Annotated in this window: 13 protein-coding genes and 1 pseudogene; 11 read left to right on the top strand and 3 right to left on the bottom strand. The window is 59.7% G+C overall.

Going from position 1 to position 24,281, the window contains the following annotated elements; genetic code table 11:
* Positions 1 to 247 precede the first annotated feature (247 nt).
* From IRZ24_RS00070 to IRZ24_RS00055, 4 genes are all read left to right on the top strand, one after another.
* Positions 248 to 1,840, top strand: a complete 1,593-nt coding sequence (locus tag IRZ24_RS00070; RefSeq protein WP_297159287.1) for a serine/threonine-protein kinase — start codon at positions 248 to 250, stop codon at positions 1,838 to 1,840.
* 415 nt (positions 1,841 to 2,255) lie between these two features.
* Complete coding sequence (locus IRZ24_RS00065; RefSeq protein ID WP_297159285.1) at positions 2,256 to 4,436, top strand: methyl-accepting chemotaxis protein; 2,181 nt, start codon at positions 2,256 to 2,258, stop codon at positions 4,434 to 4,436.
* A 26-nt stretch (positions 4,437 to 4,462) separates the two neighbouring features.
* A complete protein-coding gene (locus IRZ24_RS00060) occupies positions 4,463 to 6,250 on the top strand; it encodes an ABC transporter substrate-binding protein (protein ID WP_297159282.1) in 1,788 nt (595 codons plus the stop codon).
* Positions 6,251 to 6,365: 115 nt separating this feature from the next.
* On the top strand, positions 6,366 to 8,297 hold the full coding sequence (locus IRZ24_RS00055) for a methyl-accepting chemotaxis protein (RefSeq protein ID WP_297159281.1): 1,932 nt from the start codon (positions 6,366 to 6,368) through the stop codon (positions 8,295 to 8,297).
* A 206-nt stretch (positions 8,298 to 8,503) separates the two neighbouring features.
* On the opposite strand, the gene IRZ24_RS00050 is transcribed toward IRZ24_RS00055, so the two are convergent.
* Together IRZ24_RS00050 and IRZ24_RS00045 are read right to left on the bottom strand one after the other, a co-directional pair.
* Positions 8,504 to 10,063, bottom strand: a complete 1,560-nt coding sequence (locus IRZ24_RS00050) for a glycoside hydrolase family 43 protein (RefSeq protein WP_297159278.1) — start codon at positions 10,061 to 10,063, stop codon at positions 8,504 to 8,506.
* Between the two features lie 103 nt (positions 10,064 to 10,166).
* The gene (locus IRZ24_RS00045; protein WP_297159276.1) at positions 10,167 to 12,434 is read right to left on the bottom strand and encodes a glycoside hydrolase family 3 N-terminal domain-containing protein; all 2,268 of its coding nucleotides are present in this window, start codon (positions 12,432 to 12,434) and stop codon (positions 10,167 to 10,169) included.
* A gap of 306 nt (positions 12,435 to 12,740) precedes the next feature.
* Here IRZ24_RS00045 and IRZ24_RS00040 point away from each other — a divergent pair, with 306 nt between their 5' ends.
* From IRZ24_RS00040 to IRZ24_RS00020, 5 genes are all read left to right on the top strand, one after another.
* Complete coding sequence (locus IRZ24_RS00040; protein WP_297159273.1) at positions 12,741 to 14,525, top strand: glycosyltransferase family 39 protein; 1,785 nt, start codon at positions 12,741 to 12,743, stop codon at positions 14,523 to 14,525.
* A gap of 158 nt (positions 14,526 to 14,683) precedes the next feature.
* A complete protein-coding gene (locus tag IRZ24_RS00035; RefSeq protein WP_297159270.1) occupies positions 14,684 to 15,886 on the top strand; it encodes a glucosaminidase domain-containing protein in 1,203 nt (400 codons plus the stop codon).
* Between the two features lie 254 nt (positions 15,887 to 16,140).
* Positions 16,141 to 17,370, top strand: coding sequence for a helix-turn-helix domain-containing protein (locus IRZ24_RS00030; RefSeq protein WP_297159267.1), 1,230 nt, complete (start codon positions 16,141 to 16,143; stop codon positions 17,368 to 17,370).
* Between the two features lie 622 nt (positions 17,371 to 17,992).
* A complete protein-coding gene (locus IRZ24_RS00025; protein WP_297159265.1) occupies positions 17,993 to 19,117 on the top strand; it encodes a mannosyl-3-phosphoglycerate synthase in 1,125 nt (374 codons plus the stop codon).
* Between the two features lie 178 nt (positions 19,118 to 19,295).
* Positions 19,296 to 20,387, top strand: coding sequence for an alcohol dehydrogenase catalytic domain-containing protein (locus tag IRZ24_RS00020; protein ID WP_297159262.1), 1,092 nt, complete (start codon positions 19,296 to 19,298; stop codon positions 20,385 to 20,387).
* On the opposite strand, the gene IRZ24_RS00015 is transcribed toward IRZ24_RS00020, so the two are convergent.
* Positions 20,320 to 20,940 carry a TetR/AcrR family transcriptional regulator gene (locus tag IRZ24_RS00015; RefSeq protein WP_297159260.1) on the bottom strand — a complete coding sequence of 207 codons (621 nt, stop codon included), beginning with the start codon at positions 20,938 to 20,940 and terminating at the stop codon, positions 20,320 to 20,322. The two genes, IRZ24_RS00020 and IRZ24_RS00015, sit on opposite strands and share 68 nt — an antisense overlap.
* Before the next feature lie 567 nt (positions 20,941 to 21,507).
* Between IRZ24_RS00015 and IRZ24_RS00010 the strand changes: the two genes are divergently transcribed.
* Positions 21,508 to 22,914, top strand: a complete 1,407-nt coding sequence (locus IRZ24_RS00010) for a solute carrier family 23 protein (protein ID WP_297159258.1) — start codon at positions 21,508 to 21,510, stop codon at positions 22,912 to 22,914.
* Positions 22,915 to 23,171: 257 nt separating this feature from the next.
* A pseudogene (locus IRZ24_RS00005) lies at positions 23,172 to 24,191 on the top strand (pyridoxal-phosphate dependent enzyme).
* Positions 24,192 to 24,281 lie beyond the last annotated feature (90 nt).

Below are 24,281 nucleotides of genomic sequence, written 5' to 3'. Positions count from 1 at the left end.
ACGTGAGAAAAGGAGGACGAAAGCGTTTCTTTTTCAAGGACGGGCAGCAGGTTGCGCAGCGCTCGGGCTAGAGCAACGCTTCGTTGGCTATGGTGCCTAGCTGTTGTCCTCCTGCCAGCGAGCTAGCCATTGTAGCGTCTGTACATGACAGTAGCGCGACGGGAGTGTTATAATGCAGCGGGACCTCATGGGGCGCCGCCTCTCCCTATTCTGAGCCGAGCGATAACTGGAGGAAGAGAGAGCATCTATGATGATCGAAACCATCCCGCCGGGGACGGTCATGCGAGGCCAGTACCGCATCGAACGGGCCCTGGGCAGCGGCGGCTTCGGCCATGTCTATCTGGCAGTAGATCTGCGCACCAATCAGCCGTGTGCAGTGAAAGAATATCTGGTCACTGGCGCGAGCGGTCAGGCGCAACTCCAGCATGAGGCACGCGTGCTGAGCCGCCTGCATCACCCCCACCTGCCCAGCTTTATCGATGCTTTTAGTGAGCGTGGCCGCTACTACGTGGTGCTGAGCTACATTGAGGGTCGTGACTTGACCGAGCAGTTGCGTCTCGCCCGGCAGCGCGATGAGGCCATTCCGCTGCCGGTGATCCTGGGCTGGCTGCTAGCGGTCTGCGATGCCGTCCAGTTTCTCCATAGCCAGCAGCCGCCAGTGATTCACCGCGATATTAAGCCTGACAATATCCGTATCACCTCCGACGGGACAGCCTATCTTGTGGATCTGGGCAATGCCAAAGCGGTGGCTGATGGAGCACGCACGCTCTTTTTTGCTCGCCATCAGGGTACGCCCGGCTACGCACCTCCCGAACAGTACCCCGGGGGGAGTGGCACTGACCCCCGCTCCGATGTCTATGCCCTGGGCGGCACCTTGTATTTCGCTTTGACCATGCAGGAGCCAGCCAGCGTTTCGGCACGCAACCAGGCGCTCCAGCAGGGATACTCGGGTCTGCCTTCGCTTCAGGAGCAGCTCGCTCGCTTGATGAACGAGGAGAAGGCCGGCAAGGCCTTCCGCTTCGAAGGGAGTCGCTCCCCACGGGGTTCGCGCATGCCTCGGCATGTGGCTCAGCTTGCAACTCTGCCGCCGGAGATCCTGCAGCGATTGAATGCCATTATCCAGCGAGCGATGGCCCTCAAGCCAACCGAGCGCTATCAGTCAGTAGCAGAGTTCAAGGCTGAGTTGAGACAGGTGCTGGAGATGCTGCAGCCAGCACGTCAGGAGCCGAAGGCATCCCCAGCGGAGCGAGGGCGCCCGGTTGATCCTCACAAGACACAGCCGGACTTGCCCCAGCTCTACGACGATTTGCAGCAGACCCGTGCCAGCACACCTGGTTTTAACTGCCCCGTGTGTCAAATATCGCTAGCCGCCTCACAAGTAAGCTGTCCCCGCTGCGGCTGGACCAGTTCCGCTGCTTCCCAGCCAGCAAGCGGGCCAACTCGCTCAGCGCAGACAGGTCAGCAAGCTGGCCAAGGGCAACCACAACGTCTGATTCTCCCTTCAGCGCGAGTCCAGCCAGCTTCTCCCCCAGCGATGTCCGCTGTCAGCAATGCCGGCGGTCAGCCAAGACTGGCACGTTTGCGGCGCCGAAGCGTGGGCGCTTCTTCCGCCTCTTCTCCACCTGTCGCTCAGCCTCGCGGGTGGCCGCTCTCCCTCTCCGAAACGGGCCTGAGCTTGCGCACAGCTATCCTGCTGACGGCGATCGCTCTGGCCGTGCTCCTGCTGATCTTTGTCTTTCTGTTCTTGATTGCTACTGCCCACAGCGCCGGCAGTCTCCCGCCCCCCCTGCTCGGCGCCCTCTTCACTCTCCGACGGCACTCCTCTCCCTTGCCCGGCTGAGGCCACAGCGACCTTCACCGACTTCTTCCCGCTGGTCTTCTCTCTCCACTTCCTTATCTGCCAGCTTGGCTTGATTGCTTTCTCTCCCCCACGCGTTCCCCCAGCGCCCACGTTCTCACTGCTACCACTACCACCAGGTTGCTGCGCCGCTCTATCGCCATCCGCCGCTTCCTTTGCACTATAGATTGATTCCTGATCTTGTTACGGTACCGGTACCGTAACAACGCAGAGAAGAATGTCGGTAAGAAATTCAGGTGAGTAATCGACCATTTAGGAATTCTAGGACTACTGGTATTGTATACTTAGCTCAACATCACCGGCAGCGTTTGACGTTATGACCACGTGTGGTCCTGCGAGCGAGCAACCGGCAGAGAGAGGCGCGACGGAGCTGAGCGCAAGAGAGGAGGCCAGGAAGATGCCGAGATGGATTAGTAACATACCAATTTCCCTGCGACTCTTTGCCACCTTCGCCTGGGCGACGATCATCCCCTTTATCGCGATTGTCTTCCTCAGTAGCATTTACTTTCACGCCCTGGAGTCGGGCAGGCAGGCTGTGCAGATCAGTAACCAGACTATCAAGATCACAACGACCGAACTCGCGCGTCTGCAGAGCATGCATGCGCTGCTTGTGGCTCTGTTGCCGAGTGTTACAACCAACAGTACGAGTGATGCGACTGTTACGCGCGCCGAAGAAGACGTTATCTTGCAGGTGCTCAGCATCGAAGGCAGCTTTGACGTTGACAGCGTTGCCTATCAGGAACAATACCAGCTCGCAACCGCTCCGGCGATGGCTGACATCCGACGGATTCTGCTAGAGAATGATCCCCACACCACCATTATCCGTGAGCAGCAGCAGCTACTGGATCTGATCCTGGAGCACCAATGGCCCCAGTACAAGGCAGCCCAGGACGATCTGCTGATCGGCCTGGACACGCGCATGCCCCTGGCCCAGGCCGCCCAGCTCCTGCAAAAAGCTGATCAGCTCTACACGCCACTGCTGTCCAGTTGGCAACGCATCGTAGATATCGCCGAGCGGGTCAATACCGAGGTGGTACGCGTTGGCCCCTCGCAGACCGTTCCCATGCTGATCGGGACCGTGACCGCCATTCCCATTTCCATGCTCTTTGTCTTCTCCATTGGCTACCTTGTCAACCTGACTATTAGTCGTCCGCTGCGTCAGCTCATTCTGCTCACGCGGCGCATCAGTGCCGGCGATACTACGGCACGAGCCAAACTAAGCGGGCGCGACGAGATTGCCCGTGTGGCGGCCTCGATGAATAGCATGCTCGATACCATCGTCCAATTGATGGAGAACACGCAGCAGCAGCGTGACCTGCTGCAGACGCGTATCAGCAATCTGGCGAGCGAGGTCAAAGGGGTAGGCGAAGGAGATCTACGCATCCGGGCTGACGTGACGGGCGATGTCCTCGGCGTCCTCGCCTCTTCCTTTAACTATATGATCAGCGAGCTGGAGAGCCTGGTGATCCGCATTAAGCAGGTGGCTCGTGAGGTGGAGCACTCGACTCGGCTGACGTTGGAGCAGATGACACGCCTTGGCCAGATTGGTGAGTTCCAGATCCAGCAGATCAATGAGGCCGCCAGCGGTGTGGAGCAGATGGCCCTGGCCAGTCAAGAGGTGGCACAGCATGCCCAGACCCTGGAGGCCATCGCTCAGGATACGCAGCGCAGTGCCACCGGCGGGCATCAGGCTACCTGGGACGCCATTAATCGCCTTGGCCATATTCACGCCCATGTGCAGGCGACGACGCAGCGTGTGCGGAGCCTGGGCGAGCGCTCACAGGAGATCAACGATATTGTGGAGGTCATCTTCAGCCTGGCATACCAGACCCATCGCCTAGCCCTCGACTCGGCCATTCAGGCGGCAATGGCCGGTGAAGGACGCAAGGAGTTCGGCGCGGTGGCCGTACGCATTCGTCGACTGGCCGAGCAGGCTAAGCTAGAGGCCAATAACGTCGCTCGCATCGTTCGCAGCGCTCAGGAAGATATCGCAGAGGCTGCTACTTCTATGGAGCGTACCCAACGCGAGACAACCCTGGAGAGCAAGGTCTCCCAGGATGTTGAGCGCACACTGGAAGGGATCTTTACCACAGTTGAGCGCCAGGCCCGCGATATCGCCGAGATTACGAGCCTCGTGACCAGGCAAATGGAGCTGGCTACGGCTGCTGTCCAGATCATGCAGTATGTTGCCGATCTCACTCAGGCCAACAAAGCCCGGCTGAGTGAGGCCACCCATCATATGCAGCGTCTGGCCTCGTTGGTCGAGCATCTGCGGGTCTCGGTCGATGCCTTCAAGGTCTCGCGCGAGCAGTCAGCCGCGCCGGCCAGGGTGGCGAGCGAGCGTCGCAGCCTGACCACAACGGGATCACTTTCACCGCTCGGCTCAGGCACCCGGCCCGTCAGTTCCTCGCTCGCTCAATCACAAGTCGGACTGCCTCCTCTGCCTCCCGGTGGGGCGGTGACGCCTCTGCCGCCGACGGAGTTCTCACCTGGGTCCAGTCCCAATACTCCTTTACCTCCCTCACAGCTGTGGGTCCCGCAGCCGCCCCAGGCTCCCGAGAGCGAGCCTTATCAGTAGGATCTGATGCCCAAGGAGGATCGAGCATGTCCACCACTGTCCCTGATTATGTCTGTCCTGCCCGTGAGCCTCGTGGCCCTCATCTGACCTCGTCTCCCGGCCCCTGCTCAGCCTTCGATGAGCGCTGTGGACACCAGCGCTCGCCTGTAACCTGGCTCTTGGCGCTAAGTCTGGCCCTGCTCCTGCTGATGACGGCCTGTGTGCCAGGCAGCATACCCGCGAGCACTACGCAGTCAGGTTCTCAGATTAAGTATGGGGGCGCTTTGACGATTGTGCCGGGTCCTTATGGACGCTTCCAACGCTTCTTTAACCCTTTTGCTTCTGATAACGCTACCCTCAGCGGAACCAAAGGGATGATCTATGAAACGCTGCTCTTCTTCAATCAAGAGACTGGCCAGGTGAAACCTTGGCTGGCTACAGGCTTCTCATGGTCCAGCGACCTCAAGACACTCACCTTCCAATTGCGCCGCGGCGTTCAGTGGACTGATGGCCAGCCCTTTACCAGCGACGATGTCGCCTTCACGCTGAACTTGCTGCACCGCTTCCCAGCGCTTGACCTCCATAGTATTTGGACCACCGTCAAGCAGGTGACGAACCCCGATCCTTATCGCGTCGTCATTACTTTCAAACAGCCATCCTTCCCGGAAGAGTGGTATATTGGCGGCCAGACCTACATTGTGCCGCGCCACATCTGGGAGCACTTTCAAGATCCCGTCCACGAGACTAACCCGAACCCGGTTGGCACTGGGCCGTTCATGTTGAAGTCGTTCGATCCAACCCTTTATATTCTGGAGCGCAATCCCCACTACTGGCAGCCGGGCAAGCCTTATATCAGTCAGTTGCGCTATCCGGCCTATGTCTCCAATGCCAGCGCCGATTTGTTGCTGGCTCAGGGGTCCATTGACTGGACTGGCCTCTTTAGTTCGAATCTGCAGAGCTTTGTGGCACGCGACCCGGCTCATAATCGTTACTGGCTGCCCCCCATCGCCGTTGTAATGCTCTATCTCAATACCGCCCACTATCCCTTTAATTTGCTCGCCGTACGCCAGGCTATTAGTTTAGCCATCGACCGCGAGCGCCTCTCGAAAGAGGGAGAGAACGGCTATGAGCCGCCACCCCATCCCACGGCGATTGTGCTGCCCTCCTACCGCTCGTTCCTGGCCCCGCAGTATCGTTCACTCACTTTCCAGGTTGACCGGACTCGCGCTATCCGCTTGCTGGAAGAGGCCGGCTTTGTGCGAGGAAGCGATGGCTTCTTTATGGATCGCGAAGGCCGACGCCTGGCCTTCACAATGGAGGTCGTCTCCGGTTGGACCGATTGGGAGAAGGATTGTCAGCTCATGGCCAAGGATCTGGCCACGATCGGTATCTCTGTCTCAGTCAAGGCCCTGCCTCTCAATACCTATCTCTCTGATCTGCAACTGGGCAACTTTGAGAGCGCGATTTCATGGACTAATAGCGGCCCCTCTCCTTATTACCTGTACGATGCCCTGCTCGATAGCGCCAATACGGCACCTGTCGGCAAGCCAGCCCCTTCGAACTGGGAGCGCTGGAGCGATCCCACGACCGATCGGCTCCTGGCCCAGTATGCCCACTCGACCGATCCTGTTGTGCAGCAGCAGGCGCTCTATGGACTGCAGCGCATTATGGTGGAGCAGTTGCCTTCAATCCCGCTGCTCTACAGCGTCAACTGGTACGAGTATACGACGGCTCGCTTTGTGGGCTGGCCTGATGAGCACAATCCCTATGCCGTGCCGTCCCCGTATAGCTACCCCGACAATGAGCAGGTGGCGCTCTCTTTGCATCATGTTTGAGCGGTCCGTGTGCGTGGGTCGTTGATAGCGCTCACTCACGCTTTGCTGGGTTGCATGAATGATAAGCAGGCCCAAAAGAAGGAAGCACGAAGGGAATGTGAGCAGAATGGTTTCGATGCGATGGATCACGCAGGCGCCGATTGTGCGGCGCCTCTTCCTGGCAGCGATGTTGGTAGCCGTCATTCCAGGCGTCATTCTCTGGCTGCTCGGCCATGCCTATATCGATGCCCTTACTAGCCGCAGCGAGGCAGTCCAGGTCAGTACCGATGCAGTTCATGTGGCCACTACCCAGTTGGCTAACCTGCAGCATATGCATGCCGATTTGATCGCTCTGCAGGCGCAGACCTTTGTCTCCACCACCATCGCCGGGGCTCCCAGTACCGATCTGGCAGCCTTACGTCAGCGCCTGTCCTCCGAGATTAAGGCGCTGGAGGCCAACTTTGCTCAGGGGATCACCAGCTATCAGCGTAACTATCAATTGGTCACTTCCCCTCAAATGTCTCCCATCCGTAGTTTGTTAGAGAGTGAGAGCAGTACGCGCGGCTTCGCCAGCGACCAACAGCAGACGCTTCAGCGTATCGTGTCGGGCGAGTGGGAACGCTATCGACAGGCCCAGGATCGGGAGCTGGCGGCGCTGCAGTCCTCTAGCGCTACCAGCCGAACAACCCAATTGCTGCAACAGGCCAATAGCGCTTATACCCCCCTGGAAAACGATTGGAAGCATATCGTCGATCTGACAGAGACGATGGGGGATAAGGTGGTCGAGGTGACTGCCCCCCAGGTTACGCAGACGGCGATCGAGATCGCCCTGGCGGCAATCTTGATTGCCGCCGTGGTGCTGCTGGTCGGCACTTTTATTTACTGGACAATCGCTCGCCCCTTGGGGCAGTTGGCGCGTCTGACGCGCCGTATCGCTCGCGGCGATACAAGCGTCCGCGCTCCCGTTACCGGTCGCGATGAGATCGCGTTGGTGGCGCGCTCGCTCAATGCTATGCTCGACCACATGGTACGTCTCATACAAGAAATTCAGGAGCAACGAAACGCGCTGCAAAAGCAGATCGAGGCTCTGGTGAGTGATGTCAGTGGCGTGAGTCAGGCCAATTTGAGCGGACGTGCGCGTATGACCGGTGGGACGCTGCAGATCATTGCCAATGCCTTTAACTATATGCTGGCGGAGCTGAGTAGCCTGGTCATGCGCGTCAAAGGGGCTGCACGCGAGGTCGCCATCTCAACCACGGTGGTGGTCGATGCTTTGGCCCGCCTGGTGGAGACTGGCGATCAGCAGTTGCAGCAGATCGCCCGCGCAACACGCGAGATCGAGCATATTGCCGCCTCCAGTCGCCATATCGCCGACCGCGCCAATATGCTGCAAGCAAGTACTCATGAGTCCCTCCAGCATGTTCACCAGGGACGGCAGGCTGTTCAGCAGGTGCTTGAAGGGTTGAAGCGTATCTATGAAAATGTGCAGGCAACCGCAGCCAAGGTCGAGAAGCTCGATGAGCATTCGCGTGCCATTAACAGCACAGCCGAGGTAATCTCGGCCATCGTGGAGCAGACCAACCGTCTGGCCCAGGATGCTGCGACGCTGGTGGCCTATGAAGGGGACACAGTACGCGGTTTCGGGGCCGTGGCGGCGGATATCCAGCGTCTGGCTGAGCGCGCCAATGGACAGGCACGCTCGATTGTCCAGATCGTTGAGGGAGTGCGTCAGGATATCAGCGCCGTGACTAGTTCGATGCGCACGACAGAGCAGGAGAGCGCTTCCGGGGCAGAGCGGGCCCAGGAGGCCGGTGCCGCTCTGGAGACAATTTCGGCAGCGGTGGAGCTGCAGGCGCGTGAGATCGAGCGTATCACCGATATGGCGGCCCGCCAGTTGCAGGCGTTTACCTCGATTGTCCAGATCATGCAGCGTCTCTCGCAGGCAACTCGTCAGATGAACGTCAGTACTCGTCAGGCGTCACAGCACGTCGAGACCTTGGCGCAACGCGTCGAGTATCTGCGCCGCTCGGTCGAGGTCTTCCGTCTGCGTGAGGGGAGTACGGCCTGAGTACGTGAAGTATGTGAACCTGAGCTGTGCACCCGTCTGGGCGGAGAGATAACTCTGTCGTCGAGAAAGCCGGCAGCCTCCGACATGGCCTTATACCCGGGCCGGGCAGAAGGAGCAGCGCGCAGGCTGCTCCTTCTGCCCGGCCTGCTGTTCGCCAGGACTGATCTTCTAGCGGACGAGCAAGAGCCTTGCTAACGGGGAGACGCTTACTCAGGATCTGGCCGGTACTCGAACCAGTCGAAGTCAGCAGCTACACTGGTCGCTGCACCGTTGGTAGTCGCATAGAGAGCGAAGTAAACGCCGGTGAAGCCGCCGGCTACTTCGCTGGCCAGATAGCGTGCCTCGCCACGCGCCAGCTCGTGGGGTTCCTCATCGGCAGAGGCATACGAGAAGAGGTAGAGGGAGGTGGCTCCCCAGGCGGGTTGTCTGGGTTGGATGGCTCTGATGCTGAGGGTAATCGGGCCGGCCTCGACCGGCTCGCGGGCCACAATGGCCGTTAAGCTGCCGATACGCCGGCGCACGATCACGCAGCGCTCACCTTCATGGCGAGTCAGTGCGATTTCATAGTGGTGGTGGGCGTTCATCCAGACCACAAGGCCGGCCTCATGCCCATCAATCTGAGGCTCAAATTCGAGTTGGGCCGCTGCTGTACACTGGGCATGCTCCTGCCGCCGACCCACAAAAGCTACACCTCTCCCCTGGTCGAGGGTCGCAGCGTTTCCGACCAAGCGAAGAAAGCCGGGACGGGCCGTGAGCGACCAGCTCCCTGGCTGCGGCCAGCGCAGGAAGTTCCAGTCGAGGCCGAGCGTGGGCTGATCAAAATCATCGCGGGCAGCGGGCGAGGGCCAGGGCACTGAGGGAAGCTGTGGTCCTTCAAAGCTTAACTGGATTCGGCCATTGTCGCCCACGTGAGGCCAGCCGCTGGCATCCCAGACCACTGGAGCCAGAAAGGTTTCTCGTCCCAGGTGATGCAGCTTGGTGAACGGCTGGGGCCGGACCCCCAGACAGACCAGCCACCAACTATCATCATGGGCTTGTACCAGGTCTGCATGACCAGTGGCCTGAACCGGATGATGAAGACTGCGATGGCTCAAGATAGGGTTATGGGGGCAGACTTCCCACGGCCCCCACGGCGTGGGAGCACGGGCCAAGGTCTCCATGTGGCCATACTCGGTGCCACCTTCAGCAATCATCAGATAGTAGTAGTCAGCGATCTTGTAGAGATGCGGGCCTTCGGGATAGGCTCCGCCAGTCCCTCGCCAGATGAGGCACGGCTCCGTCAGAAGCTTCCCTGTGACCGGATCGATCTGGCTCTGCTGAATACCGCATTCCTGATCAGCTGTGCTGGTGAGATAGACGGCCCCATCGTCATCGAAGAAGAGGGAAGGGTCAATGCCTCCCTGTTCAAGCCAGATCGGATCAGACCAGGGACCGCGTGGATCGCTGGCCGTGACGTAAAAGTTACAGCGACCTTTCTTCTCCTCATACAGGTCCATATTGGTGGCGATCAGGTAGAAGGTGCCCTGGTGAAAGCGAATGGTTGGCGCGAAGATGCCAAGCGATGGCTCGCTCCTTGGCAAGGGTAGCTGCTCAGGTCGAGTAAGGCAGTAGCCAAGCTGCCGCCAATGCACAAGGTCGCGGCTGTGGAAGATCGGAACCCCTGGGACATACTCAAAGGAACTGGTGACGAGATAATAGTCATCCCCAACGCGGCAGATGCTGGGATCAGGATGGAATCCGGGCAGAATCGGGTTCATTGCCCGCATAGTCCCCACACTCCTCTCACAGTCGTGCTGGCTGCCGGTCAGTCAGGAGAGACAACCATGTTAACGAAAGCTGACTGTGAGCCTGATCGGCTTCACGTCTGGACTAGCGGCCCTGGACACGAAATTCCGCATGCAAGGTAGCCTCAGACGAGCCGCCCACCCAGACATCAAAGACGGATTCGTCAAGGACATAGGTTCCAGCCGCAGCACTCCAGTAGCGCCTCGCTTCCGGTCCAAGGGAAAAACGGAGCAGGCGCTCCTCACCCGGCGCCAGGCTCACGCGCTCAAAGGCTTTCAATTCACGCACAGGACGGGCGGCTCGTCCATAGCGTTGGTGCAAGTAGAGTTGGGCCACTTCTTCGACTGGGCGCGCTGAGCAATTGCGCAGCACTACGCTCACCTCTAATGTCTCTTGTAAGCCGATGGTGGTGGCACTTAGCTGCAGATTACTGTACTCGACCTCTCCGTAGCTGAGGCCGAAGCCGAAAGGATAGAGGGGGGTACTCTCCTCTTCCCAGTAGCGCAGTCCGCTGGTCTGAGGCTGATGCGAACGCAGATGCGCATAGATCAGCGGCACCTGTCCCACGCTGCGCGGCCAGCTTACCGGTAGCTTTCCGCCAGGGGTCACTTCTCCAAAGAGGAGCCTGGCTATTGCTGTGCCTCCCTCGCTGCCGGGATGCCAGGCAATCAGAATAGCCGCCGTCCGCTCAACCACGCGGCGCAGGTCCAGAGGCCGGCCACAGAGCAGCACCAGGACGAGAGGGGTTCCAGTAGCCGCCACTGCCTCCAGCAGCTCTAATTGCCGTCCTGGCAGATCAAGCGTTGAGCGTGAGGCCGCTTCACCACTCATATCAGCCGCCTCACCTAGAACCAGCACTGCCACATCGGCAGCGCGCGCCAGCGCCACGGCTCGCTCAAACTCGGCTGGCTCATCAAACGCAGGTCCATCTGGCGCGACAGCCCCCGAGGCAAGCTGATCAAGAGCAGCGAACGGCGAAGGGATGGGGCGCGTTGGCAATGGCACACCGGGCGCATAGTCAACCTGCAGCGTGGAACCTGCCACTTGACGCAGGCCCTCTAGAATGGTGACTGTACTCGCCAGGTCCGGTACAAAGACCCAGGGACCGAGAGTCGCTCGCTGATCAACCGCCAGTGGTCCGATCACGGCGAGTCGCCGTAGCTTTGTGCGGTCGAGGGGCAAGATGCCTGTATTGCGCAGCAGCACTGCTGAGCGCTCGGCGGCGACGCGCGCTAGCTCACGGTGAGCCGGAGCTTGTAGCACAGCCTGAGCCCGCGCCTCGTCGACATAGGGCTGCTCAAAGAGACCGAGACGGAGCTTGAGTACAAGGATGCGCCTTACTGCCTCATCAAGCAGACGCTCATCAAGCAGGCCAGAACGCACCGCCTCCGGCAGGGTTGTAAAGGCTGCCGGGCGCGCTCGAGGGCCAGATTCGCCAGCAAACTGAATCCCTAGCGCCATCTCCATATCCAGGCCGGCCTGCAGCGCCCGCAGAGCCGCATCGCGATCATCGCGCGTCAGGCCGTGGGTGGTCAAATCGATCACCGCGTTCGCGTCGCTGACCACAAAGCCCTGGAACCCCAGTTCTTTGCGCAGGATGTCAGTGAGCAGGCGGCGATCCGCGGCTGCCGGCACACCGTTGATTCCCACGTAAGAACTCATCACGTTTTCAGCACCTGCCTCCACAGCCGCAGCGAAGGGTGGAAGATAGACGTTGCGGAGCTCGCTTTCAGAAAGATTGACCTCATCATAGTCACGTCCCCCTAGTGCGGCCCCATAGCCGACGAAGTGCTTGGGACCCGCAGCAATACGCTCAGGCGCTCCGATTCCTTCGCCCTGGAACCCCCGGACATGGGCCGCGGCCAGGCGCGCCCCGAGATAGGGGTCTTCTCCAGCGCCCTCGACAATGCGACCCCAGCGGGGATCACGGGCAATGTCCACCATCGGCGCAAAAGCCCAGTGGATGCCGACAGCACGAGCCTCGCGCGCAGCAATCGTTTGCACTTGCTCAACCAAGCGGGGGTCCCAGGAGGCCGCTAGGCCAAGTGGCACGGGGAAGATCGTGCGCAGGCCATGAATGACATCGAAGCCAAAGAGCAATGGTATTCCAAGACGACTTTCCTCAACAGCCAGCCGCTGCAAGCGATTGGTCTGAACAGGGTCGGCGACAAAGAGCAGGCTGCCCACCCGTCCTGCGCGAATCTCGTCCTCTACAAAACTTGTCTGGGCCGTGAAGCCCGGGAAGTAAAAATACTGGATCAGTTGCCCTACTTTTTCCTCAAGGGTCATCGAGGCCAGTAAGCTGTCAAGGCGCAGCCGTAGCTGCTCATCGTGGCGTTCGCTTTGGCTCATCGTCGGTTGGTTCTCCTCCGTCTTCAACCTTGATATGCAACAGTATAGCTGAACTGCCTCCCAAAATCTCGTAGCTGCCTGACTGGTCCAGGCCAGCGGCTGCCCATCAGCTCCGTGCTCTCGCCCGCCACCTGAGGAGAACTGCGGTTCTCTGAAGAGAGCGCGACTCGAGGCCAGTATCTTTCGTCCAATCGGCTAGCCGGCAGAGACAAAGTCGTCTAGAATAGGAAATCAAGGCAGAAAGTGGCTGGACAGAGATCTGTCCTTTGCCAGGCAGACGTTTTTCACTGCTTGCAGGAGAAAGCAATGGCCTCCATCTCGATCCTGCGTATCCAGTTGCGAAATCTAGCTCGCCAGGCCACTGCGCCACTTCTGATCGTCAGTATGCTCGGGCTGCGCCTGGGCTTCAGTCTCGCCGGCTGGCCAGGCACCGATAGCGAAGAAGGCACGATGGGCCTGATGGCTCTGCATATTGCCCGTGGTCAGGACTGGCCCATCTTCTACTATGGGCAAAATTATATGGGAGCGGGCGAGGCCTATGTAGCTGCCGCTCTTTTCCATCTCTTCGGTGCCTCCTTGCTCTCGTTGCGCCTGGCTATGCTCCTCTTTCTCCTGCTCTTCTCTCTCGCCATCTACCAGCTCGCTCAGTTGCTGTATGGGCGCACAGTGGCACTCGGCTCCCTGGCTCTCCTCGCACTGGCGCCGCGCTATGTGCTGACGCCTGAGATGCGCGCCGTTGGCGGGGCAGTGGAGACGCTGGCTTTTGGCTCGCTAGCCATGCTGCTGGCGGCCTGGCTGGCAGTGACGTCGACCAGGGCGGAGGAGCGTTCGTCGTCTTTCAGGCGCCTGATGGTCTTCTGGGCTTGGGGACTTGTGGCCGGTCTTGCTCTCTGGAGCCATTGGCTTGTCGTGCCTTTTCTCGTCTGTTCCCTACTCTTGCTAGCCCTCTTCTGTTGGCGCGAGTGGCAGCAAGGCCCGGCCTTGCTAGTGCTTGTGGCTGGCCTGATGCTCGGTGCCTTTCCCCTCATTCGCTACAATCTGCACGCTCCCCCCGGCCAGGACTCGCTCAGCATTTTTCTGGCCCTGTATAACCAAAACCACTACCCAGGAGTCCCCCCTAGCGGCCTGTGGCTCTGGCTCAAGAAACTGGCAGGCACCTTCCTCTATAGCCTTCCTCTGGCCACCGGCATGACGCCTGTCTGTCCGTTGGAATCGCTGCCCTTCTATGGCTGGCACCCCGGCCAGAGTCTCGGCTGTGCCGCACTCTATGGCGGCTGGAGCTGCGGCTATCTCTGCCTGTTCGCCAGTGCGCTGATTCTGACGCTGCGCTCCCTTGCCAGGCGGTGCTCACTGGCCGGGAAGACTACCAGGGAGAGTGGTACCGCTGCACAAGCGATCGCATCTGCACGAAGGAGGCTGGCTCTAGAGAGCAGCCGCTTGCTCCTGTTACTGGCAGGCGCTATAACCTTGCTGGCCTATACCGTGAGCCTGACAGCAGCTCAGCGCCCTCAGAGCACACGCTACCTGGTGGGGATGCTAATCATCACACCTGCTCTGCTCTGGCCGTTGCTGTGCTCCCTGCGGCACGTTGAGCATCGTACTGGCCGCCTTCCACTCTCTCCCCTCTCGCTGGTCCGTGGCCATGCCTGGAATGAAGGTGTTCAGCGCTGGCTGGCCGGGGCGGCACTGGCCCTGATCTTCCTGGCCTTCCTTGGGGGCACGCTTGCCAATCTCGGTCAGATCGCCGGAGCTGCTCAACGCCAGCAGCAATACGTTGCCTTGGCAGCTACGCTGGAGCGCTGGGGCATTCGCCATGTCTATTCCGGCTATTGGATCTGCGATCGCCTGACCTTTGTCAGTCAGGAAAAGGTAATCTGCGCTCCCATCAACCAGTGGCTTACGCGCAACGAGCTGGTACGCTATCCTCCTTATTATCAGGAAGTCAGTGCCGACCCTTGGGCAGCCTATCTTTTCAGCGATGCCCAAAACGGCGAGTTCCCTTTGTTGAGCAGCCAGGCCCAGACACTAGCCGCCCGCCACTATCGGCGTGTGAATCTGCCCGGCTTTGTGCTCTACCTGCGTCAGCCGTAACTTTGGTCCCCCGGCCGGGTCCTCCAAGTACCTTCCAGGTCGACTCGTCGCCCTGACCACTGCTCTTGTATCCTCGTCCTTTTTGACAGGGGGGCTGCTTTTTGAGAGCGAATTAGGGTATCATTAGGAGAAGAGAGGCCATAACGAAAGGCAGACGCATGCAGCTGAGCAGCAAAATTCTAGCCGTTAGCCTTTTGCTTCTCCTCTTGACCGGTGCCTCGCTTGCAGCGGGGAACACCACACTGCGCGCCGCCCCACAACCAGCCAGCGCCTATGTCCTTGCGGGACCGCCCACCGTCAGCCCCGCGCTGATCGACCTTGTACTGACCAGCTATCATTCACCAGCCGCAGGCAAGGGCCAGGCTCTCTACGACGATGGGGTTGAGTACGGGATCGACCCTGTCTACGCCCTGGCTTTCTTCTTCCACGAAAGCACCTTCGGGACGGCAGGGATCGCCCGCGAAACCTTATCTCTGGGCAATTTACGCTGCATTCCCGACGCTGCTTGCATCGATGGATTTGCAGCCTTCCCAAGCTGGGAGGCCGGCTTTGTCGCCTGGTACCGGCTCATTCGCACGGTCTACATCGATAGCTGGGGATTAACGACCGTTGAAGAGGTCATCCCGCGCTATGCGCCAGCGGCTGATCACAACGATGTTGCAGGCTACATCCGGGCCGTTGAAAGCGCAGTCGATACCTGGCGCAGCGAGCAATTGCGGCTCTTTGGTCCCGTGAGCGGTACGGCCTCGACAACCACTGGCAAATCCCAGCAGCCGACACCGGTCCCCACGCCAACAGCGGTAGTGCCTTCAGCGAGTGGCGGGGCGATAGCAACTCCCTACCCGGCGGATGGCTACCGACTCCAGGGAAGCCCAACGGTCAGCGTTGATTTCATCGCCAGCCTGCTGAGTCAGTACCAATCACCGCTGGTCGACGACGCCCGGCTGATCTATGAGAGTGGAGAACGCACGGGACTTGATCCCGTCTACGCTCTGGCCTTCTTCTTGCATGATAGTACCTTCGGCACTGTCGGTCTAGCGCGCGTGACCCACTCCCCTGGATTGCTGCACGCGCCAGTGACCGCCACCTGCCGCTGTCATTCACTAAGCGGCTACCGGAGCTATGTTAGCTGGGAGGACGGTATACGCGACTGGTTCCGCTATGTCCACGACTATTATGTGGGTGAGCGGGGCCTCGTGACCGTTGGTCAACTTGTCCCAGCCTACGCCCAGAGCCGGGATCCGCTGGTTGTGAAAACCTTCATCCAGATGGTCGAGCGTCAGGTAACGCTCTGGCGCCAGCAAAGCCAACAGCAGGCCAGACAAGAGCAGCCAACACAAGCGGTGAACTCTCAGAGCTAGCAAGCGGACAGCTTGTGTTGGCTGCTCTTTCCGTTCTCTTCGCACCAGGCGATAGCATGCGGCTATTTGGCGTCAGTTCCAGACAATCTGCCAGCTCAGGCGCTCAGCCTGGCTGAGCGCCTGGCAATGTTCCCCAGTTGAACTCGACTAACCACTCGTACTAGTCGACGTGGGCCCTCAATCGCGGGCGGTTGACGCCATCTCGCCGGCAACATATACTGGAAACCAGCGGATAGCTGGAGGCAGTTGCTTTCATGTTTGAGGAACGCATGCAGGAAGATTCTCCTGCAAGGCCAGAGAAAGCAGTGGAGCAGGAACACCTCATTGACGAGCTGGCTAGTGCCGAAGATCGCTGGTTAACCGTAAGCCAAGCCGCCCGCGTCAGTGGGCAAAGCGAGGCGACAATTGAGCGCTGGATCAACCAGGGTCTCTTGCCAGTGCAACGCCGCTCTCTGGAGAGTAATAACGCCGTGCGCTTGGTTCGCGCCAGCGATCTGGCCTTGCTGAACGCCAGTGCTGCCCTCTCCAGTACGGCGGTCCAGGCGCCTGCTCCCGCCCTGCACACCCAGGCAGAGGAGCGTGATCACTGCTCCCAACAGGAGCAGCCAGGGTCGGATCCGACGCGAGATGTTGACCTCGTCTCTCCTGAGCTTTTCTCACACGAGGTGGCAGCTTTGCGTAGGCTCATTCGAGAACAGGCGCTGCGTCAACATGAAGCCCTGGAACGCCTGCGCAGTCGGCTAGAAGCGCGTCTTCAGCAGCAGCAAGAGGCTGCTACTCAGCAGCGTCTGGCTGTTGATGAGGCACTCACTCGGCTGCAAACTTCCTTTGAGGATGAGATTGCCGCTCTCCAGATCCAGACCAGTACGCGTCAGACTGAGCTAGAGCAGCAACTTGAAGAATTGACGACCAACCTGCAGCGGATTCATGACCAATGGCAGCATACACTGACGTTGCTGCGCCAGCAGATTGATGCCCTCACAACTCATGTGCAGCAGGAGGTCGAGGCGCAAGAGCAGCTTACGCGTGAGGTGCTGCACCTTACCACTCAGTTGGCTGAGCAACGCATTCAACAGGAGCAAATGACCCATACTGTCGGACAGCTCACGCAACAGTTGACCTTTTTGACCGCTCAGGTGGCGGAGCAGCGCCAGCGCCTGGAGCAGCAGCACGAAAGACAAGATCAGTACGGTCTGCAAATGAGCCGCCTCGAACGCGAGCTGGAGGATCACCGGCAGGATCAGCAGGAGGCACAGCAGGAGGTGCTAGGCGTATTAGCTGGCCAACAGGAGCAACTAGGAAACCTCCTGTTACGGCTCAATGAACAGACTCAGCGCTACGAGCTGCTCTCACAGCTGTATTTGAATGTTGAACAGCAACAAGGAGAACACGAGCGCCAATTACGACGTCTCTATCGACTGCTAGAGCACTTCTCTCCCAGTCCCCCCTCCGTCGGCTTCAGCGGTCACGATGACCTACTCTGAGCGGAGCAAGCTGGGAAGGAAGGAGGGAGCTGAGGCAGAGCCTGCCCTCTTCCTCCTGATCCAGCCACAGCACGGCGAGCGCGCCCACACGTGCATGTGGATCATCGTCTCGCCTCCTTCTCTCTCGGTCACCCCGCACCATGCGTCTTGTGGAGAGGAGCAGGCCTTTACAAGGCGCATAAACAGAGCCAGGTCGGGCAGGCGCGGTCTACGCTTTCTGTCTCCTTCTGCTTCTCCTGCCTGGCTATTTGCCTGCCTGCTTGCGCCCCGCGGTCGCTGGCAGCAAGCAGGTGGTAGTACTTTGAGTCGGCAAACGGCGCGCGTTGAAGAGAGCGAACGTATTATTGTACGGCAGAGTTCCCCGCTCTCTGGTCATAAGACTGGCCAGGGTGGGGGTCACCGCCCTCGCCTCTGAAGCAGAACGGCGGTGCCTGGTGGAGTGGCTTGTATGCTTGCTGGTCGCGAGCGGAGCCGGCCCCGGTTCAGTCTGTGCCTCTCCGTAGCCCTGGCGACGTCAGTGAGATAAAAGCCCTCCTCCGTGCGTCTTTTCTCTACAGATGGTCGAATCTTTCCGGTCGCGACAGACGCAACTCCTCTCGATTAGAAAGGAAAAGCAAGCGATATGCTCATTGACACCATCCGATTTGCCCATCTTCTCGAAGAGCATAACCTCCACGACTTGACCCATTTTCTGGCCCACACCGCCTTCATCATCTCCCACAAGTCCGAGAGCCTCGACACGCTAGCCGGAGTGCTCTGGTATCTCCCGGTGAACAGTCCGATCATTGTCGTGACCAACTGCCCCCTGGAAGAGTATGAGATACTCAGGTTGGGTCTGCGGGCCCGGCTGGCTTCTCACCGTCAGCTGTTTGTGGTGCATCAAAAAGACGACGCCCTGGCAGCCCTGCTGCGCGCCCACGGCGTCGCTCAGATCCTGGATAGCAGCGGTTTGGTGCGCGATGGCAAGGGAGAGGGAATGTATCTGGGGGCGCTGCTGGCGCACCTGCTACGCTATCCCCGCTGGCTCGCCTTCTACGATGCAGATAACCTGGTCCCGTGTGCTCTGCTGGAATACACGCTAGCTATGGGCCGCCTGTTCATGGCTGCGCATACTACCTATGCCTACCATGCCAGTGGGACCTTGCATAATATTCGCATCTGTTGGGCCGCTAAGCCCGGCTTGCGCAATGGAGAGCTGATCGTGGCCAGTGCAGGCCGCTGCACCAGTGTGGTCTCTCCAATCGTTTCCTTGCTCTGCCAGTCCTGGTCTGGTCTCCAGGAGCCGATTACGTCCTCCAACGCTGGCGAGCAAGGTATGACAATGACAACGGCGCGGACGCTGCGTTTCGCTTCCGGTTTCTCAGTGGAAACTTTCCTCCTGCTCGATCTGCTCTTCAAGGCCAGCCCCTTTCACACTGCGCCCACGGCGGCTTTGCTTCAGCAGTATCATTCTCACAGCCCCCACTTTCATACCAAGCGCGATGATGATCATATCCGTGAGATGATCGCAGCTAGCCTTGGTTCGTTCCTCCTCTTTGAGGAGCATCTTTCGCTCCAAGTGGAGAACGCGCTGCTACGGATCTGCGAAGAGCTGGAGCTGACCCTCAAGCCGCCTCTGGTCTACCCCGCACTGCAGGAGCTGGAGCTCAGTGGGGAGGAAGATCTCCCCGATCGTTACCGCTTAGTGGAGAGCATCGCTCGACCAGGGCGAGACACTGATAGTCTACTAGAGACATCATTGAGTTAGCGCCTTGCCTCCTCTTCGTCCACGATATGCTCGCTAGCCTGGCGCTGGGCATTCGTTCTTGCGCTTGCCTGCTTGGGGTGGGAGAGCTGGCCCCCGTCCACCCCTTGACAGGCTCCTGCCTACAGGCCACAATGAAAGGAACGAGCAGCATTGCGCGAGGTGAGGATCAGCAGAAACCATGTCTAGGCAGATGTTGGCGGCGCTATTCTACGCGCCAGGCGATGTGCGCCTGGAAGAGCGACCTGTGCCGGAGCCAGGCCCCGGTGAGATTGTGCTGCAGATCGCGGCAGCTACTACCTGTGGCACCGATGTCAAAACCTATGTGCGCGGTCATCCGCTCCTCTTTAAGAACCCGCCCGCAGGCTTCGGTCACGAGGCCGCTGGCATTGTGGCCGCTGTCGGACCCGGGGTCCAGGGATGGAAGGAGGGCGACGCCGTGGTCGCTGCCAATTCGGCTCCCTGTGATCGCTGCTTCTATTGCCGCCGCGGTCGCTATAGCCTGTGTGAGGACCTGCTGCTACTCAATGGGGCGTACGCCGAGTATCTGCTAGTTCCGGCCCGCATTGTTCAGCGCAATCTTTATCGCTTGCCGCAGGGTCTTTCTTTTACCGCCGCAGCCCTGACCGAGCCGCTGGCTTGCGCTCTGCATGGAGTGGAGGCCAGCGAGATTCAGCCGGGCGATACGGTACTCATTATCGGAGCCGGTCCGCTGGGCCTGCTGCTAACAGCAGCCGCGCGTTTGGCCGGGGCCAGGGTCCTGGTCAGCGGACACGGTGAGCAGCGGCTGGCTCTTGCTCGCCAGTTTGGGGCGGAGCAGACCTTCGAAACAGGCCCTCTCTCCTTAGAAGAGCAGCGCATCCTGCTGCGGGAAGCTACCCCCGAGGGACGCGGGGCTGATGTGGTGATCGAGGCGGTCGGTACCCCCCAGACCTGGGAGCTGGCAGTCTCACTGGTCCGCCGCGGCGGCCTGGTGAATCTCTTTGGGGGCTGCGCCTCCGGTACGCGGATTTCGCTGGAGACGCGCCCACTCCATTATGACGAGTTGACCCTTAAGGGGGTCTTCCACCACACACCGACCTACTTCGCGCGCGCCCTCGAGCTGATTGCCAGCGGGCAGATCCCTGTTGAGGCCCTCATTAGCGCTCGTCTGCCATTGGCCGAGGCCGTGACCGCTCTTCGGCTCTTGCTTCAGAAGCAGGGGGTTAAGTATGCTCTGATCCCGCCGGCCTTTGCCCAGAATCTCCCTGGCAGAGCAAGCCTTGCAGAATAAGCTGACTATAGAGATCGATAACTTGCTGCACGCTGAGTCGCCCGCCCGGACGGAACCAGGTGGCGACTTCGGTGCACATGGTAATCAGGGCGTACGAGGTGACTTTGATGTCACTCTGCTTAAAGATCCCCCGCTCCATGCCGTCACGCAGGATCTCCTGAATGAGATGCTCGTAGTGGTCGCGCAGGGCCATGATGTAGTCGCGGTTTGCTCCTTCCAGCGCCCGGATCTCGGTGTCAATGATAAAGAATTCATTTTTGAAGCTGGTATGCAGACGAATATGATTGGCAATGGCCTCACGCAGCCGCTCCAGCGGCCCCGGTTGCTCGCGCATGATCTGTTCCAGGCTGGCATTGAGACGGCGCATGTAGGTCTCCATGATCTCCACGAGCAGCGCCTGTTTGTTGGCATAATGGTAGTAGATGCTGGCCGCCTGGATACCGGCCATGCGCGCGATGTCTCGCAAGGGGGCTGCATGGTAGCCGTAGCGGGCAAAGAGTTCCACGGCAGCGGCAAGGATGGCCTCCCTAACAGAGCGGGGTTCGCTCTGCACGCTCCCGCTCTGCCCGCCGGGAGATTCACTGCTGTGTCGCTTCAGTTGGCTGTTTCTCACGTTGTTTCGATCCTTCCTCTCTGGCTGCTGACAACGAGATGGCTTCATGCCCTTCTCTCTGCCTGTCCTGTTCTGTTCAGCGCTGCTGTGCAGCAGTAGGAGAACTGCTGCGCGCGCCGTGTGGATGATGCCTTGTTTGGTTTGCGCAGGCTTTGCCCCTATTCTAGCAGAGCAACCCTTGCCTGCCCAGTGCGCAGGTAGGAGAGCGGGGAAAGCAGCTATGATCTCGCTTTCGGGGACAGAATAGGGTATAATCTAGGGAAATAAGGCCCTGCCTGCTCGGTCGTCCGTGCCCTGACCCTGACCTACCGGGCAGGTGTCAGACAGGAGGCCTCAGCGCTCACATCTACCCCACAGTTCTCGTGACGGCCCCCGGTGCTGGCATCTCAACTGTGCTCCCTCCGGCGGGGAAGTAGGTCAGATCGCCGTGGCTTTCTTTTTTGATGGCGTGCTGTCGACCAAGCCTGGCATCTCCTTCAGCCACTGTTTCTATGAGGAGGTTTCCGCATGGCAACAGACGAGACCGCGGAGAAACGCGGCTATTTCACAGGGTGGACCCTGAAGACCGAGGGCGTCATTGCGCCTGATGAGCGTCTTCCTTGGGGGCAGAGCATTCTTGTGGGCCTGCAGCATGTACTGGCGATGTTTGGCTCAACGGTCCTGGCCCCTATCTTCATGGGCTTTGATCCCAATACGGCCGTCTTTTTCTCCGGCATTGGCACCCTGTTATTCTTCGTGGTTGTGGGTGGGCGTGTGCCCAGCTATCTCGGCTCTAGCTTCTCTTTTATCGCCGTTGTTTTGGCTGCTACTGGCTTTGCTAGCGGCTTTCACGGCTCCGGCCTCAACCCTCATATTGGAGTGGCACTGGGCGGCATTATCGCTGCTGGTGTGGTCTATGCTATTATTGGACTGATTGTCATTGCCGCCGGTTATCGCTGGATCGATCTGCTGATGCCGCCAGTTGTCACCGGCGCCGTTGTCGCGGTCATTGGGCTGAATCTGGCACCAACAGCGATCAGCAATATGAGTGTCTCGGCCTTCGATACCTGGATGGGTCTTGTCACTGTGCTGGCCGTCGCTTTCGTGGCCGTCTTTCTCCCCGGTCCCTTGCGCCGTCTGCCCATCCTGCTTGGCGGCATCATCGGCTATCTGATCTATCTGCTGCTCGCCAACGGCGCGCACCTCGGCAAAGCGATTGATTTCGCGGATGTGGAAAAGGCGGCCTGGATCGGTCCACCCCAGTTCTCAACGCCTACCTTCTCGCTGGGGGCGATGGCCCTCATTGCTCCAGTGGCAGTGATCCTTGTGGCCGAGAATACCGGTCACGTGAAAGCTGTGGCGGCAATGACTGGGCGCAATCTGGATCGCTATCTGGGCCGTGCTTTTCTGGGCGATGCCTTGGCGACGATTGTGGCCGGCTTCGGCGGGGGCACGGGAGTGACAACCTATGCCGAGAATATCGGGGTCATGGCTGTCACCCGCATTTACTCCACTTTGACCTTCATTATCGCAGGCATGGTGGCCATCGTGTTGGGCTTCTGTCCCAAGTTCGGCGCGCTCATCAGGACGATCCCTTCGGGGGTGATTGGGGGTCTGGCAATTGTGCTCTTCGGTCTGATCGCCGCCACCGGTGGTCGTATCTGGGTAGAGAATCGCGTCGATTTCTCAAAGAGCCGTAATCTGATTACGGTGGCTTTTGCGCTCACCGTGGGGGCCGGTAATCTGGCGCTCAATATTGGAAATTTCCAGTTGAGCGCTATCGCCGTGGCAACCTTCGGCTCGATTATCCTCTACCAGATTCTGCGTGAGCCGTCTCCGCAGCCCGAGGAGGCCGTGTCTGCCGATGCAGCGGTCGGCTTAAACCCGGCGGCTGAGCCCCGGGCGGAAATGAACAAGCCAGACCAGCACTCGTAGCCTGCTCTCTGCCACCGGCTCGCCCTCTTAGCCATTAGCCAGCCAGCGAGAAAAAGGGACAGATGAGCCTTCCGGCTGGTCTGGTTGGTCTCTTGCACCCCGAACTCGGCAATGGTACAATGGGCAAAGGAGCGCTGGAGATACACTTTGCTGCGATCCGCTCCTGCCAGCCTTGGCGGGAAGGGAAGGCCATCGGAACGGCGCTCCTTTTGCCTTTTTGAAAGCCTGAATTCACCAGAGAAGAAGATCACCTGACCATGCGCAGTTATGCTCTGGCTCCCGAGTTGACCCCAACCTATGTCGAGGAGGTATGGCAGAAGCTGCCGCTTCACGTGCGTCCGACGCTGTTGCTACCAGCTCCCCGCCTTTCTGAGGAATTGGGCTGTCATCTGCTGCTCGCCAGTGAGACCTTTCAGTATACGGGCAGCTTTAAGTTTCGTGCCGCTTACCACTTGCTGGCTAGCGTTCCTCATCAGCAGATCATTACGGCCTCCTCCGGCAATTTTGGCCAGGCAGTGGCCTATGCTGCCCGTCTGCTCGGAAAAGAGGCGACGATTGTGGTGCCCTCAACAGCGGCCCAGGTGAAGATCGAAGCTATCCAGGCCTACGGGGGGTGAGTGGAGCTTACCGACGTGCATCGGGTGAGTCGTCAGGAGCGTGTGGCACAGTTGGCCCGTGAGCAACCGGAGGCTTTCATCGCTCCGGCCTATGATGATTATCGAGTCGTGGCAGGCAACTCGACGCTTGGCCAGGAGATTCTGGGGCAAGCGCAGGTCGATGTCCTGCTCGTACCTGTCGGCGGAGGGGGCTTGATCTCAGGCCAAGTGATCGCCCGTGACTTGCTCGCCTCCCCAACCCGCATTGTGGGGGCGGAGCCGCTGCCCGGCAACGATGCCGCTCGCTCTCTACGCAGCGGGCGGCTGCTCTCCAACGAGATGGAGCCCGAGACGGTCGCTGATGGAGCGCGTACACTGTCGCTTGGACAGCTCAATTGGGAGATTATCCGCCAGGGGGTGGAGGAGATCATCGAGGTCCCGGACGAGGTAACGCTGGAGGCGCTGCGTCGCCTCTTCCTGCAGGGCAATCTGAAGGCCGAGCCAACAGGAGCCTTGGCCCTGGGTGCCTTGCTGCTGCATCCCGAGCGCTTTCGCGGTCAGCGCGTCTGCTGCATTGTCAGCGGCGGCAATGTTGATCCGGCGCTCTACGCTCAGGCGCTGAACAAGCAATTCAATGGCAGAGCGGCTGAGCGGCAAATCCCCGCCGCGGACTCGCGCTAGGATTGGGTCGGTTTCCACAGATCTTGAGGGGTGGGGGGAGGGTAATGGCGCAGGAGCCGCTAGCTGCCCTGAGCTTCTCGAACGAGGCAG

It is taken from the genome of Thermogemmatispora sp. (genome assembly GCF_019683755.1).
Taxonomy (GTDB): Bacteria; Chloroflexota; Ktedonobacteria; order Ktedonobacterales; family Ktedonobacteraceae; genus Thermogemmatispora.
This window is presented reverse-complemented; position numbering and strand designations above follow the sequence as displayed.

Coding starts and splice junctions, on each gene's coding strand:
- IRZ24_RS00035 (WP_297159270.1), top strand. CDS start 14,684: ATGCAGCTGAGCAGCAAAATTCTAGCCGTTAGCCTTTTGCTTCTCCTC.
- IRZ24_RS00060 (WP_297159282.1), top strand. CDS start 4,463: ATGTCCACCACTGTCCCTGATTATGTCTGTCCTGCCCGTGAGCCTCGT.
- IRZ24_RS00025 (WP_297159265.1), top strand. CDS start 17,993: ATGCTCATTGACACCATCCGATTTGCCCATCTTCTCGAAGAGCATAAC.
- IRZ24_RS00020 (WP_297159262.1), top strand. CDS start 19,296: ATGTCTAGGCAGATGTTGGCGGCGCTATTCTACGCGCCAGGCGATGTG.
- IRZ24_RS00045 (WP_297159276.1), bottom strand. CDS start 12,434: ATGAGCCAAAGCGAACGCCACGATGAGCAGCTACGGCTGCGCCTTGAC.
- IRZ24_RS00055 (WP_297159281.1), top strand. CDS start 6,366: ATGCGATGGATCACGCAGGCGCCGATTGTGCGGCGCCTCTTCCTGGCA.
- IRZ24_RS00030 (WP_297159267.1), top strand. CDS start 16,141: ATGTTTGAGGAACGCATGCAGGAAGATTCTCCTGCAAGGCCAGAGAAA.
- IRZ24_RS00040 (WP_297159273.1), top strand. CDS start 12,741: ATGGCCTCCATCTCGATCCTGCGTATCCAGTTGCGAAATCTAGCTCGC.
- IRZ24_RS00065 (WP_297159285.1), top strand. CDS start 2,256: ATGCCGAGATGGATTAGTAACATACCAATTTCCCTGCGACTCTTTGCC.
- IRZ24_RS00050 (WP_297159278.1), bottom strand. CDS start 10,063: ATGCGGGCAATGAACCCGATTCTGCCCGGATTCCATCCTGATCCCAGC.
- IRZ24_RS00070 (WP_297159287.1), top strand. CDS start 248: ATGATGATCGAAACCATCCCGCCGGGGACGGTCATGCGAGGCCAGTAC.
- IRZ24_RS00010 (WP_297159258.1), top strand. CDS start 21,508: ATGGCAACAGACGAGACCGCGGAGAAACGCGGCTATTTCACAGGGTGG.